Source organism: Candidatus Njordibacter sp. Uisw_058 (assembly GCF_047730065.1).
GTDB lineage: Bacteria > Pseudomonadota > Gammaproteobacteria > Pseudomonadales > Balneatricaceae > Njordibacter.
This window is the reverse complement of record NZ_CP159829.1, coordinates 1,891,463-1,908,992: the sequence shown is the minus strand read 5'-3', so window position 1 is coordinate 1,908,992 and position 17,530 is coordinate 1,891,463. Positions and strand designations below refer to the sequence as shown.

At 41.6% G+C, this 17,530-nt stretch carries 16 protein-coding genes; 9 read left to right on the top strand and 7 right to left on the bottom strand.

Features of this window, described 5'->3' with window-relative positions:
* Positions 1-134: 134 nt before the first annotated feature.
* The 6 genes from ABXT59_RS08950 to ABXT59_RS08925 all read right to left on the bottom strand — a co-directional run bounded on the left by ABXT59_RS08950 (position 135) and on the right by ABXT59_RS08925 (position 6,323).
* The gene (locus ABXT59_RS08950) at positions 135-1,349 is read right to left on the bottom strand and encodes an aminopeptidase P family protein (RefSeq protein ID WP_443635699.1); all 1,215 of its coding nucleotides are present in this window, start codon (positions 1,347-1,349) and stop codon (positions 135-137) included.
* A 58-nt stretch (positions 1,350-1,407) separates the two neighbouring features.
* Complete coding sequence (locus ABXT59_RS08945; protein WP_443635697.1) at positions 1,408-2,508, bottom strand: ABC transporter ATP-binding protein; 1,101 nt, start codon at positions 2,506-2,508, stop codon at positions 1,408-1,410.
* Between the two features lie 17 nt (positions 2,509-2,525).
* Positions 2,526-3,314: an ABC transporter permease gene (locus ABXT59_RS08940; protein ID WP_443635696.1), complete on the bottom strand. Its 789-nt coding sequence runs from the start codon at positions 3,312-3,314 to the stop codon at positions 2,526-2,528.
* 5 nt (positions 3,315-3,319) lie between these two features.
* On the bottom strand, positions 3,320-4,171 hold the full coding sequence (locus ABXT59_RS08935) for an ABC transporter permease (RefSeq protein ID WP_443635694.1): 852 nt from the start codon (positions 4,169-4,171) through the stop codon (positions 3,320-3,322).
* A 160-nt stretch (positions 4,172-4,331) separates the two neighbouring features.
* Complete coding sequence (locus ABXT59_RS08930) at positions 4,332-5,480, bottom strand: polyamine ABC transporter substrate-binding protein (RefSeq protein WP_443635692.1); 1,149 nt, start codon at positions 5,478-5,480, stop codon at positions 4,332-4,334.
* Between the two features lie 48 nt (positions 5,481-5,528).
* On the bottom strand, positions 5,529-6,323 hold the full coding sequence (locus ABXT59_RS08925; RefSeq protein WP_443635690.1) for a creatininase: 795 nt from the start codon (positions 6,321-6,323) through the stop codon (positions 5,529-5,531).
* Between the two features lie 182 nt (positions 6,324-6,505).
* On the opposite strand from ABXT59_RS08925, the gene ABXT59_RS08920 reads away from it, so the two are divergent.
* The 9 genes from ABXT59_RS08920 to ABXT59_RS08880 all read left to right on the top strand — a co-directional run bounded on the left by ABXT59_RS08920 (position 6,506) and on the right by ABXT59_RS08880 (position 16,662).
* Positions 6,506-7,414 carry a LysR family transcriptional regulator gene (locus ABXT59_RS08920; RefSeq protein ID WP_443635688.1) on the top strand — a complete coding sequence of 303 codons (909 nt, stop codon included), beginning with the start codon at positions 6,506-6,508 and terminating at the stop codon, positions 7,412-7,414.
* Positions 7,415-7,575: 161 nt separating this feature from the next.
* A complete protein-coding gene (locus ABXT59_RS08915) occupies positions 7,576-10,605 on the top strand; it encodes an aminotransferase class III-fold pyridoxal phosphate-dependent enzyme (protein WP_443635686.1) in 3,030 nt (1,009 codons plus the stop codon).
* A gap of 268 nt (positions 10,606-10,873) precedes the next feature.
* Positions 10,874-11,497 carry a ZrgA family zinc uptake protein gene (locus ABXT59_RS08910; RefSeq protein WP_443635685.1) on the top strand — a complete coding sequence of 208 codons (624 nt, stop codon included), beginning with the start codon at positions 10,874-10,876 and terminating at the stop codon, positions 11,495-11,497.
* Positions 11,497-12,222 carry an ABC transporter ATP-binding protein gene (locus tag ABXT59_RS08905; protein WP_443635683.1) on the top strand — a complete coding sequence of 242 codons (726 nt, stop codon included), beginning with the start codon at positions 11,497-11,499 and terminating at the stop codon, positions 12,220-12,222. Before ABXT59_RS08910 ends, ABXT59_RS08905 begins: the two co-directional genes overlap by 1 nt.
* A complete protein-coding gene (locus tag ABXT59_RS08900; protein ID WP_443635682.1) occupies positions 12,219-13,469 on the top strand; it encodes an ABC transporter permease in 1,251 nt (416 codons plus the stop codon). Before ABXT59_RS08905 ends, ABXT59_RS08900 begins: the two co-directional genes overlap by 4 nt.
* 14 nt (positions 13,470-13,483) lie before the next feature.
* Entirely contained in the window at positions 13,484-14,053 is a 570-nt protein-coding gene (locus tag ABXT59_RS08895) for a DUF3299 domain-containing protein (RefSeq protein ID WP_443635680.1), read from the top strand.
* A gap of 450 nt (positions 14,054-14,503) precedes the next feature.
* Positions 14,504-14,890, top strand: coding sequence for a DUF2452 domain-containing protein (locus ABXT59_RS08890; RefSeq protein ID WP_443635678.1), 387 nt, complete (start codon positions 14,504-14,506; stop codon positions 14,888-14,890).
* A gap of 330 nt (positions 14,891-15,220) precedes the next feature.
* Positions 15,221-15,685, top strand: coding sequence for a hypothetical protein (locus ABXT59_RS08885; RefSeq protein ID WP_443635677.1), 465 nt, complete (start codon positions 15,221-15,223; stop codon positions 15,683-15,685).
* Positions 15,686-15,957: 272 nt separating this feature from the next.
* Positions 15,958-16,662: a tetratricopeptide repeat protein gene (locus ABXT59_RS08880; RefSeq protein WP_443635675.1), complete on the top strand. Its 705-nt coding sequence runs from the start codon at positions 15,958-15,960 to the stop codon at positions 16,660-16,662.
* A gap of 48 nt (positions 16,663-16,710) precedes the next feature.
* On the opposite strand, the gene ABXT59_RS08875 is transcribed toward ABXT59_RS08880, so the two are convergent.
* Positions 16,711-17,322 carry an alpha-ketoglutarate-dependent dioxygenase AlkB family protein gene (locus tag ABXT59_RS08875; RefSeq protein ID WP_443635673.1) on the bottom strand — a complete coding sequence of 204 codons (612 nt, stop codon included), beginning with the start codon at positions 17,320-17,322 and terminating at the stop codon, positions 16,711-16,713.
* Between the last annotated feature and the right edge of the window lie 208 nt (positions 17,323-17,530).

Here is a 17,530-nt window from a genome sequence, read left to right as displayed (position 1 = left end):
TCATTAAGGCTAGGGCTTGTAACAAAGTGCACCGAAAACCAAAAAAAAAACCCAGTCAACAGAGCCTGCCAACTGAGTAGAGATGTAGTAAAGCTTTCACTTTTTTCAGGCGGTAAGGTTTATATTTATATTTTCTATCTGATAATATTGTGCTCTGGACCAAATGGAAAATGAGTAATATTTTCAGCGCCATCATCACCAACAATTAATATGTCGTGTTCGCGATAACCACCAGCACCATTTACACCCTCAGGTAGAGTAATCATAGGTTCAATGGACACAACCATACCTGGCTCTATTACTGTGTCGATATCCTCTCGTAATTCAAGCCCGGCTTCGCGGCCATAATAATGAGAAAGAGATCCAAATGAATGCCCATATCCAAAAGTACGGTACTGAAGTAAATTGTGGGTTAGGAATATTTCATTAAGCTCAGCGGCAATGTCACTGCACACTGCTCCAGGCTTAATAAGTGTCAAACCCTTTTTGTGAACTTCACAATTTATCTCCCACAGTTCAATCTCACGTTTAGTGGCTGAGTGGTAAAACATTGTGCGCTCAAGTGCCTGATAGTATCCAGAAATCATGGAAAAACAATTCACACTTAATATATCGCCTTTTTCCACTCTTCTAGTGGTGACAGGATTATGAGCACCATCAGTATTGATACCAGACTGAAACCAAGTCCAAGAATCCATTAACTCTGTATGGGGGTAGGTATTAGCAATGGCTCGAACCATTGCTTGCGTAGAGTGAAGTGCAACCTCATATTCTGGGGCACCTTCACAAATGGCTTCAGCGCAAGCGGCACCGCCAATATCAGACACTCGAGCACCTTGTCTAATTAAAGCGTGCTCTTCAGCTGACTTGATCATACGCATTTTCATAGTAGCTACACCGATGTCAACGAACTCAGCATCAGGCATAAACTCAGCTAACTTTTCTCTTCGTTCCAAAGTGATATGGTCATATTCAATACCCACTCTAGCTTTACCAGGCACTAATTTTTTCAAAGCTCGAAAATAATTATCTTTTTCCCAGTCTGTATAAACAATGTTGTCATCGTAGCTTTGACGCCAAGGCTGACCGCCATCAATATTGGCGGTTACGGTTGTATGTGCATCATGTGTAACCACTAACGCATAGGGCCGGCCAAATGAGCAATAAACAAAGTCAGCGAAATAATTAATATTATGAATCGATGAAAAAACAGCTGCATCAAGATTTTCTGATGATAAATGTGCTCGCAATTTGCCATTACGGTTTGCCATTTCAGCAGCAGAAAAAGTGGGTTTATCTTTAATGCCATTTTCAAAGTTGATGGCTTGTGGTCTTGCTACGCGTTTCATATGATATCTCCTAAATTGATACAGTGATTAAACTCTAGTGAAGTTAATTTAAAGATAATTATCCTGCGTTTGCCTCTGGTATACAGAAAACATTGATGGGGTCCCAGTGAGCATAAATTTTGCAGCCATAGGTCAACTCTAATGGCTCTATTTCGCGTTGTTGCTTTTGTACTATCAGTTCATTTTTTTTGTCGTCTTCAAAATACAAAGTGACCACTGAACCCGTAAATTCTTCAGCAATAAATTGTATTTGGATTTGGTTTTTAGAGGATGTTTCTTCCTGCGATAATTCAATCATGTCTGCACTAATAACCAAGTCAACTGCCCCACCTAAAATATGGCCGTTATTGGCATCATCTAAATTAGACTCTATTGTCCCAAAGGCTGTATTACAGATCATGATGTGTTCGTTTAGCTCTTTAATATAACCACTAATAATATTATTAGTGCCAACAAACTCGGCGACAAAACGGCTAGCTGGATTCCTATAGATTTCTTTGGGTGATCCAATTTGTTCTATAACACCTTCACTCATGATGACAACTCTATCGGCCATTGCAAAAGCTTCAGACTGGCTATGGGTAACATAAACAAAAGTAATGCCCAGTTCCTTTTGGAGTTGAGTTAATACACTTTGCATGCGCACGACTAAATTCTGATCCAATGCACTTAACGGTTCATCTAAAAGAAGCACGGGTGGTTCAGTCACCAAGGCACGAGCTAGAGCTACTCTTTGCCGTTGCCCACCTGATAACTGATCTATTGAGCGATTTGCAAACTCTCCAATCTCCATGCGATTAAGCCATTTTAAAGCTCTCTGTGTGCGTTCAGATTTTTCTACCCCACGCATCTTTAGCCCAAACTCTACATTTTCAATGACATTTAAAAAGGGGAAAAGGGCCAGGGTTTGCCAGACTAAAGGCGTTTCTCTTTCATGTGCTTTTAGTTCGTTCATCCGCTCACCATTGAGCCTTATCTCTCCACTTGAAGGTGTTTCGAGCCCAGCTAGCATTCGCAGTGTCGTTGTTTTTCCACATCCACTGGAACCCATAATTGCAAGAAACTCACCGGCTTTAATTTCAAAATTAATAGGTTGAACAGCAACGGTTCTACCGAACTGTTTTGTTATGTTCTCAAGAACTATCTGTCCTTCACTCATGATGTATCTCTATTTTATTACTGTGGGTTTTTGGTGAAAAGAAATAGCTGAGCAATCACCACAAGAGTCATTGTTGTGGCAAATACAAAAGATCCAATGGCATTGATTTGGGGGTCAACATTACCTTGTAATATTTCCAGAATCACAACTGGAACAGACTTGTTTAGACCTGATACAAACCAAGCGATGGCGAACTCATCAAATGACACAGCCATCGTTAGGCAGAGTGCAGAAATAATTGATGGCAGGGCAAATGGGATAATAACGTGCCTCATAGTCGCCCATTCCGAAGCGCCTAAATTCCATGCTGCTGATTCCAGATCTTTGTCCATCTGCTGTAAACGAAGACGAATAATAGCCATGGCAAAAGGGGCTCCTAATACAGTGTGGGCAATAATCAGAGCCCATATTTGTCCCGAAATACCCAGCTTTGAGAACCAAGCAAGCATAGCTAAAGCGAGTATTATTAGGGGAATAGTTGGAGGTAATAATGCCAATGCTAAATATGCATTTTTAAATTTAAAATTATAACGAAAATCTGTGTAAGCGGTACAAAAGCCAATAATAGTTGCTAATAAGGAGGCTGATAAGGCGACGACAATACTAGTTTTGATGGCATCCCAAGTTTCTGAATCATTATAAACTTTGTCATACCAGTGCCAGGTAAAGTGCCCTAATGGCAGTGAAGGGAAGCGATCAGAATTGAATGAAAAGACCACGCTCGTGACAATTGGCATAAATATAAATACGAATACTAGCAACAAATAAATCCTTAACAGCCATACAATTAATTTGTCATTTAACATTGTCACTATCTCTTTTTGTAGGCAATTTTAATTGCACTAAGTGCGACTAGCATTAGTGTCACCATCATTACGCTTGCAATTACTGCAGCTCGTGGCCACTGTTGTCCTGATTTAGTGGTATCAATAATTAATATGGGAAGCGTTGGTGGGTTCGACCCACCTAAATAGTAGGGACTGACAAAGTCGCCAAAACTTAGAATAAAGCAAAATAGAGCACCAATTATGAGGCCTATGCGAGCCGCTGGAATAATGACTGAAACAATAGCGCGTATCCGGCCAGCGCCTAAATTATGTGCTGCCTCTATAAGGTTTTTATCGATACTAGCCATTGACAGTGTTTGTAAAATAATTACAAGAGGTAAGGTCAGAGTGAGATACCCGATATTGGTAGCAAATATTGTGTTCAACATTTTGATAGGCCCGATACCCAAGTAACCTATAATGTTATTGACTACACCAGACTCTGCCATTAACACATACCAAGAAAACGTACGTACTAGATAACTTGTGAAAAATGGGATAATTAAAAAGAAAATGGCCCATCTGCGCGCCGTTTCAGAAAGTTTAAATGCTAGGCAATAGGATGCTGGAAAGGCGATGCAAGTTGCAGTCAGAGTGGCTAGGGCAGCCAAGCCCAAAGAGAGCCCATAACTATTCCAGAAATAGCCCTTGGAAAAAATTTTCACCCAGTTAACAAACTCAAACGCCTCTACCATGCGATAATTCTTAACTAGAAAAAAAGACATGGCGATCATAAAAATAAGTGGGGCAAGGAAAAATAATACTTGCCACACAATAACAGGCAAGCGCCAAGTTAAAGCATAGATGTCTATGTTTTTAAACCAGTGTGCAAACATTATTCTTTTCCAACGTGTAACATATTTATTTTTCTTATGATTATTTGAAATTGGTACCTGCACTAATTATGCAGGCACCAAAATTATTTTTTTGTCGCGATTAAAAACGATTGCAAACTTGGAGCAAGCAATCGTTTTTTAAATGGTGACTAGTAATTAATTAAGAGCTTTTGTATTCAGACCAAAAGTCGTTCCAATCTTCGAGACTTTGCTGAACTGGTATATCCCTATAATAAATGCGGCCCTCATTAATTAATTTAATAGGATTGTTGCTGGCGCCATCAATTTGCCCTGTGCGTTGTGCCTCAAACATGTTGTCTTTTCTCAACGCTGCCTGTCCGGCATTAGTTACGCAAAAAGCAGGGTAAGCGGCCATGGATGCTGACTTAACTTGTCCTTTAGGTGAAAGTAAGTAACGAATAAACTCATTTGCGATTGCGGTATGTTTTGAACCTTTACCTATACAATAGGACTCGGTCCATTGCAGCCCACCCTCCTCTGGTACGACTGAAGTCACTGGTGCGCCATCCCGTTCAAGCGCCCCTGTGATCCAATCTCCAATGCCACACATTGCCAACATCTCACCATTCTTTAGGGAGTTAAATGACCCACCATAATCAAAAAATCCGCCAGATTGTGAGCGCAGGCTCATCATTGTTTCCTGTAATTTTCCCCACTGATTAGAGTTTAAGTCGAATGGACCAGGACTTTGGTTGCCGTTATAGAGGCTTGCTGCCCCGAGATTAGGAAGGTGCCAATCAAAATGACCCACCTTACCTGCAAGGTTTTTATTCCAGAAGCATTTGTAACTCATTGCTTCTTTTTCTGAAACCGCATTACGATTATAAGAAACTCCAAGGAATCCAAAACGAATCATGGCAGAGTAAAGGTTTCCATCACGCCAATGACCGGGGAATTGCTTAAAATCTTCATGAATAAAATCATCAAATGGATAGTCACTTGGATTAAGCTGTTGGATATGTCCGGCTAGGTCGAGTTGCTGGACAAATTCGCCATCTGACAGGATTAAATCGTAGGTTCCTGGCGGTGATTGGGCGATTAAGGCAAGCATATTATCGCCACCAGCGTAATATTTTGGTTTAAATTTAACATTATGCAACGCTTCAAATTCGGCCACTACATCTGCCTCACCATGACCATACCAAGCGAGCATGTTAATTTCAGTAGGTGCAGCTAGGGCTTTTCCTGAAGTGAAAATAGTGGGAAATGCCAATGCAGTGGCAATTCCACTAGATTGTTTTATGAAGCTTCTTCTGGACTTATTATTAGTTTTAATTTTGTCACTCATTATCTTTTTCCTTTAGTTATTATTTTGAGGGCACCAAGATAGGATTTATCAAGCTGTTTTTTTGGTAATAGATTTAACATAATCGACGTTAAATACGTTCTCTACTGCATGTGAAATACCTTCAACACAAACGTTCATTAATATTTCTCCCTTCACTTCACTTGCATTTTTTGCTGAAGATAAAGTGCCCGAGGGTGGGGTTAAATCAGCGTTCACTGGGAACATGTCATAGGGTGGAAAGGTAGCTGGGGGATGGTCTACTATTTTGTCAATATCAACCAAATGTGGGAAAAGGTGCAACATTAGGGACGTTTCCAAAACACCCCCATGTTCTAAGTCCCAGCCAGTAAAACCATCAGGGTAGAGTAGTTTTATTGTGGGAGCTTCAACAAAATCCCAATAAGATATAATCATCACATTCATATTGGTAATGGCATCCCAACCTAACTCTCGAATCGCAAGATCAATACCTTCAATAATAAACATTGAATTTTCATAATGACCATTCATCATCACGATCTTCCGATTGCCGTGCCGAGCTAACTCTTTAATAACATCTCTAATCGTGTGCGTTAGAGTTTGACCGTCTAAACTGGTTGTGCCCGGCATATGGTTACCACCACCTGACTGCTGCTGTGATTTGTATCCATAAGCAATAGGTGGCGCAACCATGGCATTGCTAAGTTTATGGGCCACTGCTTCAGATATTGCTGTGGGAATTAGTACGTCAGGATTCATTGACATATGGGGGCCATGTTGTTCAAGTGCACCGATAGGTAAAAAGATTGTAGAGTCACCTTGAGACACACATTTTTGATAGGTTACCCAATCAAGATCTGCCATAGACACCATGTTGCCACCCCACCTTTTTGTATTTGATAAATCATCCTAGCTGAAGGCAATGTTATAAATAAAATGGTATTTTTAGTTTTTAAGCCACAGTTTTACTGTGATCTAAATATAATAAAATGGATTTCTGTGGTCTGTTACAATAATATAGACGTTCATAACTGGGAGAAAATCATGTGAATAATTCACTCACTCTTCGTCATTTACGCTATTTTATTGCCACTGCAGAGACGGGAAAAATTCAGTTAGCCGCAGAAAAAGTCCATATGAGTCCCTCAGCAGTAGCTGATGCGATAAAAAATCTCGAAAGCATACTTGGGATTGATCTTTTTGATCGTCACCGATATGGGGTGATTTTGACTTATGATGGGCATCGGTTTTTGAATAGTGCCCAAAGAATCTTAAATATGGTGGATGATTCGATATTTGCATTTCAAAATCAAAAGAAAAACACTGAAGGTCGTTTTATCTTAGGTGCCTCGGTATCCGTAGTGGGTTATTTTTTGCCAATCCCTTTAGGTCAGTTTGAAAAGATTTATCCAAAGGTTAAAGTTAATATTGTAGAAAACTCACGAGATGCTTTGGAGGAAAAACTAAGGGCCAGAGAAATAGACATTGCGTTTATGATCACCTCCAATATTAAAACTGCCGAAGGTCTTGAGGTGGAAACTCTTTTTCGTTCAACGCGCACTCTTTGGTGCGCTGAAAGTCATCGATTTGCAAAAATGGATAAGGTGCCTCTTGCTGAGATAGCAAAAGAATCCTATATAATGCTAGCAAGCGATGAAGCTGAATCAAATGCTAACCAATTTTGGAAAATGTTCGCTCTTAAACCTAATGTTAGAATAAAAACGCAATCAGTAGAAGCTGTCAGAAGTTTTATAGCAAGAGAAAGTGGCGTCGCTATTTTATCCAATATTCTCTATCGTCCCTGGTCACTTGATGGTACAAGAATTTTGTCAAAACAGATTGAGGAGCCTATACCAACAATGAATTTAGGAGTCGTCTGGAACAGTAATAGAAGTCTTCCTTTGATTCAACAGCAGTTCATCGATTTCCTTAAACAGGACTCCTGGCGTTTTTAACAGGTGCACATTTATTTTGTTTTAATGTCATGCACTTGAATCGATTAATGTGAATGAGTTTAATGATTATTCCCATGGCCAAGGATGACTTTGAGACTGTTCAGACCGAGCTTTGTAAGATAGGATAATGGCTCATTGCTAAGCCTCTACAGAGATTATTTATGTTACAACACTGGAGTCGGGCCATTGCTCATATTTGGGGGCTTGAAGGTTCTCTGACGCAACTTGACGGCGAATATGACCTAAATTTTTCGGTCGCTACCCCTACAGAACAGTTTGTGCTCAAGGTGATGCGACCAGGTTGTGAGCAAGCTTTTGTAGACATGCAATGCTTAAGTTTAGAACACTTGCATCAGCAGTCTCTGCCGGCCCAAGTTCCAGTGCCTCAGGTAATCACCACTTTAGAGGGACAGAACTTTACTGTCTCTGAAGATCCTCAAGGTAAGCCGCGTATTGTTTGGCTGGTGAGTAAATTTGAAGGTCTCAACTACGCTCATTTTCAACCCAAATCTGGTGTGTTAATTCATCAGTTAGGTAGTTATATGGGGCACATGTCTGCTCAGCTTGAGTCGTTTAACCATGCCTACCTCAAGCGAGATTTTAAATGGAATTTGATGCAGTCTGGTTGGATCGAGGCTGAACTTGGGTGTATTGAAAACCTCGAACGAAAGGAAATTATCACCACTATAGTTGAGCAGTTTAAGGCCCTCGAAACAGATTTAAACAACCTTCCTCAGCAATGTATTCACAATGACGTAAACGACTACAATATTTTGGTGCAGGGAAGCCTTAATCAAGCGCCTTACATTAGCGGAATTATTGATCTAGGGGACATGTGCTTGGCACCTAGGGTATGTGATTTAGCCATTGCTGGGGCTTATATTGTGTTGGACCAAGCACAGCCAGAACAAGCCCTGGCGCAACTGGTAGCTGGCGTCCACAGCAGTGCACCACTAACGGCAATGGAAGTGGCTTTAGTTTGGCCTTTATTGCGTATGCGCTTGGCTGTGAGTGTGGTTAATTCCACGCTGATGGCTTTGGATAATCCAGACGACCCCTACATCACTATTTCTCAAGGACCTGCTTGGGCATTTTTGCAAAACCATAGGATGAGTGGTGGCTTGATTGAGGCCCGCCTGCGCTTTGCTTGTGGGTTGCCTTTAAACACTGCAGCCAAGCCAACATTAGCTTGGTTAAGTGAGCATAGTGGGGCGTTTTTCCCCTTATTGGGTGAAGATATTGATCTCAACCAAGCCCCTATGGTTGACCTGAGTGTAGAGGGCAGCAGTATTCCTCAAGATCCATTTTCTATTCAGCCTCACGAAGCCCAGCAACTGATCAGCCCTAATCTTCAATTAGCCCTTGGCTATTACTTAGAGCCGCGTTTGGTGTATACCGACAAAGCCTTTAAAAATGGCTCTTGGCCTAGCAGTAACCGTCGCACTGTTCACTTGGGGCTGGATATATTTGCCCCAGCAGGCACCGCCTTACATGTGCCCTTAGCAGCCACGGTAGAAGCCATAGATAATCGTCAAGCTAATTTAGATTATGGTGGTGTGGTTATTCTGCGACATCGATCCCCCAAGGGTGATGAGTTTTATAGTTTATACGGTCACCTCAATCCAAGTTCAGTCACCCAGCTTAAAGTGGGCCAAGAACTTAGTGCAGGTGATGTATTTGCACACTTAGGTGAGCCAAGTCACAACGGTGGTTGGGATCCTCATGTCCATGTGCAGTTAGCCTTGTCTATTGAGGGTATGGGCTATGATTGGCCTGGTGCCGTAGACCCAGATGATATGAATCTATGGCAAAGTGTGTGCCCAAATCCTTCCTTATTGCTCAATTTAGATCATGATGTCACTCAGTATAGCCCGCCCAGTAAAGACCACGCCCAAAAGGTGCGTCAAGATCACTTTGGTCAAAACCTTAAGCTGAGTTATGCAGAGCCATTAATGTTCCTGAGAGGTTGGCGCCATTATTTGTTTGACGAATGGGGCCGGCCTTACCTCGACGCCTATAACAATGTACCCCATGTGGGGCATGCCCATCCTCGAGTTGCTCAGGTTGCGGCTGAACAATTAGTGCGTATCAATACTAATTCTCGTTACCTTCACCCTAGTCGGTCAGCCTTTGCAGTGCAAGTATTAAGCCATATGCCGAGTGAATTGTCGGTGTGCTATTTTGTTAATTCGGGTAGTGAAGCGAATGAGCTTGCCCTTCGCTTAGCTCGTGCCCACACCGGAGCGAAGCAAATAATCACACCCCAGCATGGTTATTTTGGCAATACTACGGGTACTGTTGATATTTCGGCCTATAAGTTTGCTTCTCCAAGAGCTGGGGCGGGTGGTTTAACCCAGCCCGATTGGGTGCATTTGGTAGATGTGGCCGATGACTATCGTGGTCAGTATCGACGTGATGACAAGGCTGCTGGTGAACTCTATGCGCAACAAGTGGCACAGCACATTGCCACTTTAAAGGCTAATGGAGATCAGCTAGCAGGCTTTATTGCAGAGACCTTCCCCAGCGTAGGTGGGCAAATTGTGCCGCCACCAGACTATCTTCAGCATGTATATAAGCACGTGCGAAGTGCAGGGGGTCTGTGTATTGCTGACGAAGTGCAGACAGGGCTAGGGCGTTTGGGTGATTTTTATTTTGGCTTTGAACAACAGCAAGTGGTGCCTGACGTCGTGGTACTAGGCAAACCTATAGGCAATGGTCATCCTATTGGTGTGGTTGTGACTCGTCCTGCAATTGCTGCAAGTTTTGCTCATGGTCCAGAGTTTTTTTCTACCTTTGGTGGCTCCAATCTATCTTGCGTAGTGGGCACTGAAGTATTGCGCATTGTTGAAGACGAACAGTTGATGAATAATGCGCAGGACATGGGCAAATTGTTATTTGCAGGCTTGCGCAAACTGCAACAAGAGCATGCGTGTATTGGTGATGTGCGTGGCTTTGGGTTGTTCGTTGGTGTGGATTTGATTAGTGATCCAGACTCTCGTAAACCAGCAACTCAGATTGCTGATTACGTGAAAAATCGTATGTGTGAAGAGCGTATCTTGATGGGTAGTGAAGGCCCAGATGCCAATGTATTAAAAATACGCCCACCACTCACCATTGGCGCGGAGGACGTTAACCATTTGTTACATATGTTAGATAAAGTCATGCATGAGGTAAAAGTCCTGACTGCTTGATCACTAGTCAAGTGAAAGTCACTGTGGAGTTATACTTTTATTTCTTGAAGTCTGTGGATTATCCGTTCAACGACGATTGATATCGTCTCACAACTGCGCCGCTAAGGAGATTTTGTGCTGATAACCTTCTGCGTGAAGAAACGTTTTAAAAACTAACTGAATGATTAGATACGCCGTTTAATTGATTAAAATTTACTTGGTAGTGATGTTTATTTATTATTTCCATGCTAACATAATTGTTATGTTATAACATATCTAAGGAACAGTAATGAAATCTTCAACTTCTATGACTATGGCGTTGGCCAGTCTAATGCTTACACTACCCTCTCACCATGCGATTGCTAGTGAGTTAGATGCACATGAACATGGCAGTGCTACTCTTGATATTGCCATAGACAACAACACCATTGAGATGAAATTTGAATCACCAGCAGTCAATATTGTTGGTTTTGAATATGCAACTGAAGATCAACAACAGCTGTTGTTAATTAAACAGGCCAAGAAAAATCTGTCTGACTTTGATACTATTTTTCAACTAGTAGGGGACGTGTCCTGCCAAACAGTTGAGTCATCTGCGAATTGGGTGACCGAGCATGAAGAAGGTCATGAAGAAGGTCATGAAGAAGGTCATGAAGAAGGCCATGAAGAAGGTCATGACGATCATGAAGCAGACCATGACGATCATGGAGAAGTAGCTAAAGCTGAGCACGCAGAATTTATTGCTGAATATAGGTTAGAATGCAATCAGCTTAATAATTTGGCAGCCATCGACGTGAATATGTTTAAGTTTTTCCCAGGCATTGCTGACCTTGATGTTCAGGTAATTTATTCTGAAGGGCAAATCAAACAGGAATTAGATGTCAACAATACGCGGATTAAATTAGGTAACTAATGACTGAGTCTGACTCTAAGTCACCCATAATAAGACTTAAAGACGTGGATTTTGCTTGGCATGCCCAAGCAAATCTCACTATTAAATCGGGTAATTTCTGCATAGAAGAACATGAGCATGTGTTTATTCGGGGGGCTTCTGGATCTGGAAAGTCTACCCTTCTTAATATTATCGGTGGTATTGTCAGGCCCCAGCGAGGGCAGGTTGAAATTGTAGGGCAGGATTTTTGCGAGCTCAAAGAATTGCGGCGAGACAGGGTTCGAGCAGACCACATTGGTTTTATCTTTCAGCAATTCAACTTGATTCCTTATTTATCAATACTTGAGAATGTGACCTTACCGTGCCGGTTCTCAAAGCTGAGGCGCGACAATGCGATTGAACGCTCAGGCAGCGTTAATGAAGAGGCAATTTACTTGCTGAGTCGTTTGTATGCGAAGGGACAGTTTAGTTTTCAGCGGACTACAAGTGAATTGAGTGTGGGGCAACAACAGCGAGTGGCGGCGGCTCGTGCGCTGATTGGACAACCTCAACTCATTATTGCAGACGAGCCTACTTCATCTCTTGACTATGATGCGCGAGAAGCATTTATGGAGCTTTTATTCGACGAAATAAAGCTCAGTGGTTCAACCCTTCTTTATGTGAGTCACGACCCCACGCATCAACATTTATTCGATCGAGTTGCAGATATGTCAGTCATCAATCCACAAAACGAGACTGATATATGAACCTCAGATTATTAGCTGGTAAGAGTTTGAAAAGTCGGCGCTCTACTGCCATTTTAACGATTGTTTCGATTGCAGTGAGTGTTATTCTCTTGCTAGGTGTTGAGAAGGTGCGAGTCAACGCAAAAAGTAGTTTTGCCAACACCATTTCGGGTACAGATTTAATAGTTGGTGCCCGAAGTGGATCTATTCAGCTATTGCTCTACTCAGTTTTCAGGATTGGTAGTGCCACCAATAACATCACTTGGAAAAGTTATCAGGATATAGCGCAACAAAAAGGCGTTAAATGGACTATCCCTATATCCCTAGGTGATTCACACCGTGGCTTTCGTGTCATGGGCACCAGTAGGGACTATTTCTCTGTTTATCAATATGGTGAAAAGAGAACCCTTAAATTTTCTTCTGGTGCACAGTTTGAGGGCGTATTTGATGCAGTCATTGGATCTGAGGTGGCTAACACACTGAACTACTCCATCGGCGACCAAGTGATTATTTCTCACGGCACTGGCAGCGCAAGTTTTGCGCAGCATAAGGATAAGCCATTTGTCATCAGTGGTATTTTAGAGCACACAGGAACCCCAGTCGATAGAACCATGCATGTCAGCTTAGCTGGCATAGAGGCCATGCATGTTAACTGGCAGGGCGCTATGAAAAAGCGTAAGGCTAAAAAAGCACTGACAGAATCTAATTTACAACCAGAATCGATTACCGCTTTTCTGGTAGGTTTGGACAGTAAAATAGTGTCGTTCAAAATGCAGCGTTATATTAACGACTATGCTGCTGAGCCTTTATTGGCTATTTTTCCTGGCATTGCACTCCACGAGCTTTGGAGTTTAATGTCAGTGGCAGAACAAGCACTACTAATCATTTCTTTATTTGTAGTGGTGGCTGCCCTTACAGGAATGCTGGCGGTCTCTCTAGCTGGACTCAATGAGCGCAGGCGTGAAGTGGCTATTCTTCGATCCGTAGGTGCCAGTCACTGGCATATTATGGGCCTACTCATCACTGAAACAGTATTGCTCACTATGATTGGTATTATAATCGGGTTGATCATGCTTTATTCGAGCATTTGGGTAGCTCAGCCCCTGATAGAAAAAAACTACGGTTTGTTCATTCCCATAACCGCACCAAACGTTAGAGAACTTGGTATGATTAGCGTGCTTTTGGCTGCTAGTTTTTTGGTTGGTCTAGTGCCTGCTTATTTTGCCTATAAAAACTCTCTAGCAGACGGTATGTCTGTCCGCTCATAACACAGAAGAACTTGATGAAACATTTAAAAGTCGCCCACCGACCCTTGTTGCTCATGCTATTGCTTTCCTGTTTCAGTTGGCATGGTGCTTTTGCAGATGAGCCCGCAAAAATTGATTGGGAAAGTCTGATGCCTCAAGACTGGAACCCAAATAAAGTATTTGATGACTTAACCGACGACCAATATTATGCTCTTTCAGACAGTGAGTTAATGATTCTTGAACAAACTGCGCAAGCCATGTTTGATGCAGCCCCAGTGGTAGATGCGTTTGAAGGTATGCAGGTCAAAGTGCCTGGTTTTGTGTTACCACTAGAATTTAGTAATACGCTGCTTAAAGAATTCTTATTAGTACCCTATTATGGGGCATGTATACACACGCCACCTCCGCCAGCCAATCAGATCATTCATGGAAAATTAAAAACAGGATATAAGCTAGAGAGCATATATTTACCCGTATGGATTACTGGCACACTTAATATCAGTCGATCCCAAACCCAACTCAATGAAGAGGGGGTTGCCAATGGTTTGGAGGTGCAATCAGCTTACTCGATGAATGTCGAGTTGGTCGAACCTTACATAGAGTGACAATAATCTAACGTTTGGTCCTGTTAGGCGTCGTTAATAAAGCTATTTCCTTCTTTAAACCCATTGTTTAAACGCTCAGTTTAAATATTGGGTTTTCCTGTTTTCTCGACCTAAATAAACCCCTTTACAGTTGTGCAATCTGTTGGTGTATATCTTATAATGGCAACCAGAATATGCACCTACATCCACTAAACTGAACTTAATATCCCACTTTTTAAAGTCACAATGGATAAAAGCACAACGGATCAACTCACGAATAAACGTTTGATTTGTGTTTGAGGGTTAACCCAGAGGGGAACAGATTTATATGGTGCTTAAACAGTCTATGACCTCTGCATTAAACAACGAAGCAGAAAGGCGGCTGTTTAAAGCTCATTAACGGGCTTTAATTTTTACTTATTCATCTACTAAGACTCAATACTTTGTGTCATTGTTAAAACGAGATAACCAATGAAGAAGCCAGAAAGTGTGACAACCTTTGCCGCAACGATGCCGTATCCAACCCATGTTGGTGCGCCTGCTTTTACTGTTCCAGATGTGCTGCAGCATAAAAAAGAGCGGGGTGTGACTGCAACGCATTTTTTTGAAACCAAATTTGATGAGCTAAAGGAAGAATATTTTAAGCTGGTAAAGCTGGCAGAGGACACACAGTTGGTGTACGAGGCATCGTATAGTTTTCTTCCTATAGTGGGCAAAATCTATAGCTTATACGTTAAGAACGACAAACTATTTCTGAGTATTATTGAACCTCAAAGATGGCCACAAATGACATTTAAAGGCAGTTTCAAGTTTACCTCAGACAACACATGGGAAAAAATAGAGGAAACATCTGACTGAAGCCTGCGTTGATTCTAGTCAACCATAACAAGGTTGTAGTTCAATCTTTTTGGACCTTAATTTCCATCACAATCAGCCGGTTCCAAGCTTTTAAGTTTGGCCGGTTTTTTTATACCTGGTTTTTACGGCGACACTAGCGTGTGCATGAGGTCATCAAGTTTGCAGGTTTTTAATAAAAGGCATAGAATAATTTATTTTTAATAATAATGATAATGATTATCAATACCATTTAATATAGTGCTTATTAATGTTACTTTACCTGTGTTGTAGGCTCTTTAAAAATTGCCAATAGCTTTCGGATAACGGGATATTGTTAGGAATAAATTAATCATGAAATTACACTTTATATGTGCGACCCATCAGCAGGAATTAAAACTCAATATGGACAAAACGCTTCATTTTTGTCAATCTGGCTTTGACACAGGACAGTTTTATAATGACCATTTACAATGGAAAGAAGCTATTCCTCATTTAGGTTGTGCCTTTGAAGCGGCTGAAATATTGCTTTCCCACAATGCCATAGATACCGAGGTGTCGTGTGACTGGTTAGCAAAATCAGCACTTCTGTTAGCGCAAAACTTTAATAAATTGGATTATCAGAGCCAAGCAGAGGACATCATTTGGATGGCAATTAACCGATTAGAAGAGCAGCTTGCCCTTGATCGTACCCAAGGCATATGGATGGAACACTATTTAACAGCTTTGTACGCTAAGTTAAAAGTTTACATAATTAAAGTGGCTAAAGCACATGGCCCAAAAGTTAACTCACAGAAGGTCGTAAGCTTAATGCATTAAGCTTACGACCCAAGCGTTTTTCTCAACCTCTTAGCTGGGCTGTATTTAGTGGTTTAATCTCTTCAGATGAATCATTAAAACACCTAAATTGATCTCTAAAAACTGCCCAGCTAAAGTGTTTTCAAACCTCCAAAGTCACCCGCTTCTTTTGCAGAATGAACTGCAGGTAATTTAGTATAAAACCCTTTAGATTTTCATCATCTTGTTATATCTTTCGCGATCTCATGTCAGTAGAATTTAAGCTTGGTAATATAAAAACTTTAGGACAAAAAATGCAGATCAAAAAAGTAATCGTTGGATTAACACTCTCATTGCTCTTGGGGAGTGGCATTACAGTTGCCGCTGATTACGAAAAGGGATTTCAGGCTTTCCAAAAAGGCGTATACGAAGTTGCTTTAGCAGAATGGGTGCCTTTGGCTGAGCAGGGCGACATTGATTCTCAAAATACCCTAGCAGCGATATTTAAACTGGGCTTAGGCGTGAAAAAGAATCCTGAAAAAGCGGTGAAGTGGTACCGATTGGCAGCTGAGCAGGGCGATGCTGCAGGCCAATATGGTCTGGGAACCATGTATGCCGCCGGTGAAGGTGTGCCACAAGACTATAACGTTGCTCTCAAATGGTTTAATTTGGCAGCGGCACAGGGCGACGTGGCTGCCCAATTTAACCTTGGGCTTATGTATGACAATGGGCAGGGTGTGTCGGAGAATGACGAGACCGCAGTAGAATGGTATACCCTATCAGCAACCCAAGGGCTGGCTGAGGCGCAAGCGCATTTAGGCGTGATGTATCAATATGGCAATGGTACTGCAAAGGACATGGATCGTGCTTATGTGTGGTACAACATCAGTGCTTATGGTGGCAATGAACTGGGCGCTAAAAATAAACAGTTACTTGCCAGTGACATGGATACCAGCCAAAAAACCAAGTTACAAAGCTTATCTAATACTTGTTTAGCTAGCGGTTACACAGATTGTTAACGGTTTAACTGAACCATCGATGGGTAGGCCTCTGATACACCTATTAAGCTAACTTTTAGTCACGGTTCTGAAGGTTAAATTAATTCTTGGTAGGTTTATTTTCTTAGTGGGGGGTAAACGATGTAACCAGTGAGTTTGGGTGACGCCTTTCATCACTAACAAACTGCCATGTTGTAACACTGAAGCGTGGGTTGCTTTGGTGTTTTTATGTTTAAATATAAACTGCCGTTCTGCACCCAAACTCACCGAAGCAATCGCACCGTTTTGCAGCAACTGCCTTTCACTGTCACTATGCCAAGCCATACCTTCATCACCACTATGGTATAAGTTGAGCAGACATGAGTTAAATGTCTCCCCACTGATGGCTTCTACTCTGTGTTTTAGATCCAGCAACTCAGGCGTCCATGGCAATGCAGACCGAGTTATCCTTGAGTAGGTGTAATCAAATGCTTGGCTGGCATACCAGGCCACCTTACGTTTGGTGGTGATTTTTTTATTGAAGATAATGGCAACGTCATTTTTCCATGCAATGTGGTTGGTTAAATAATCTAGAAAATAATCTGCATCCTCAGCACTAAAAACCACACCGTGATAATTGGCTTCGCCATCTTGAGGCAGCAAATTAATAGGTGGTTCTAATAATTGAGAAAACAGGTTCATATTAAATAATTCTGTGGGTAAATTAAATTCAAGGATAAATCAGTCAAAAAAATTGTTAAAGTAGAATCAAAGAACCAATTAACAACTTTACTTTTAAATTTTGATCTTGATAAGACAAGGCATAACATCTCTCAGTGATAATACCTTACATCTTTACGCGAAGAAATTGTCAGTCTGACCAATGATTACCACTCATTATCAACCGACT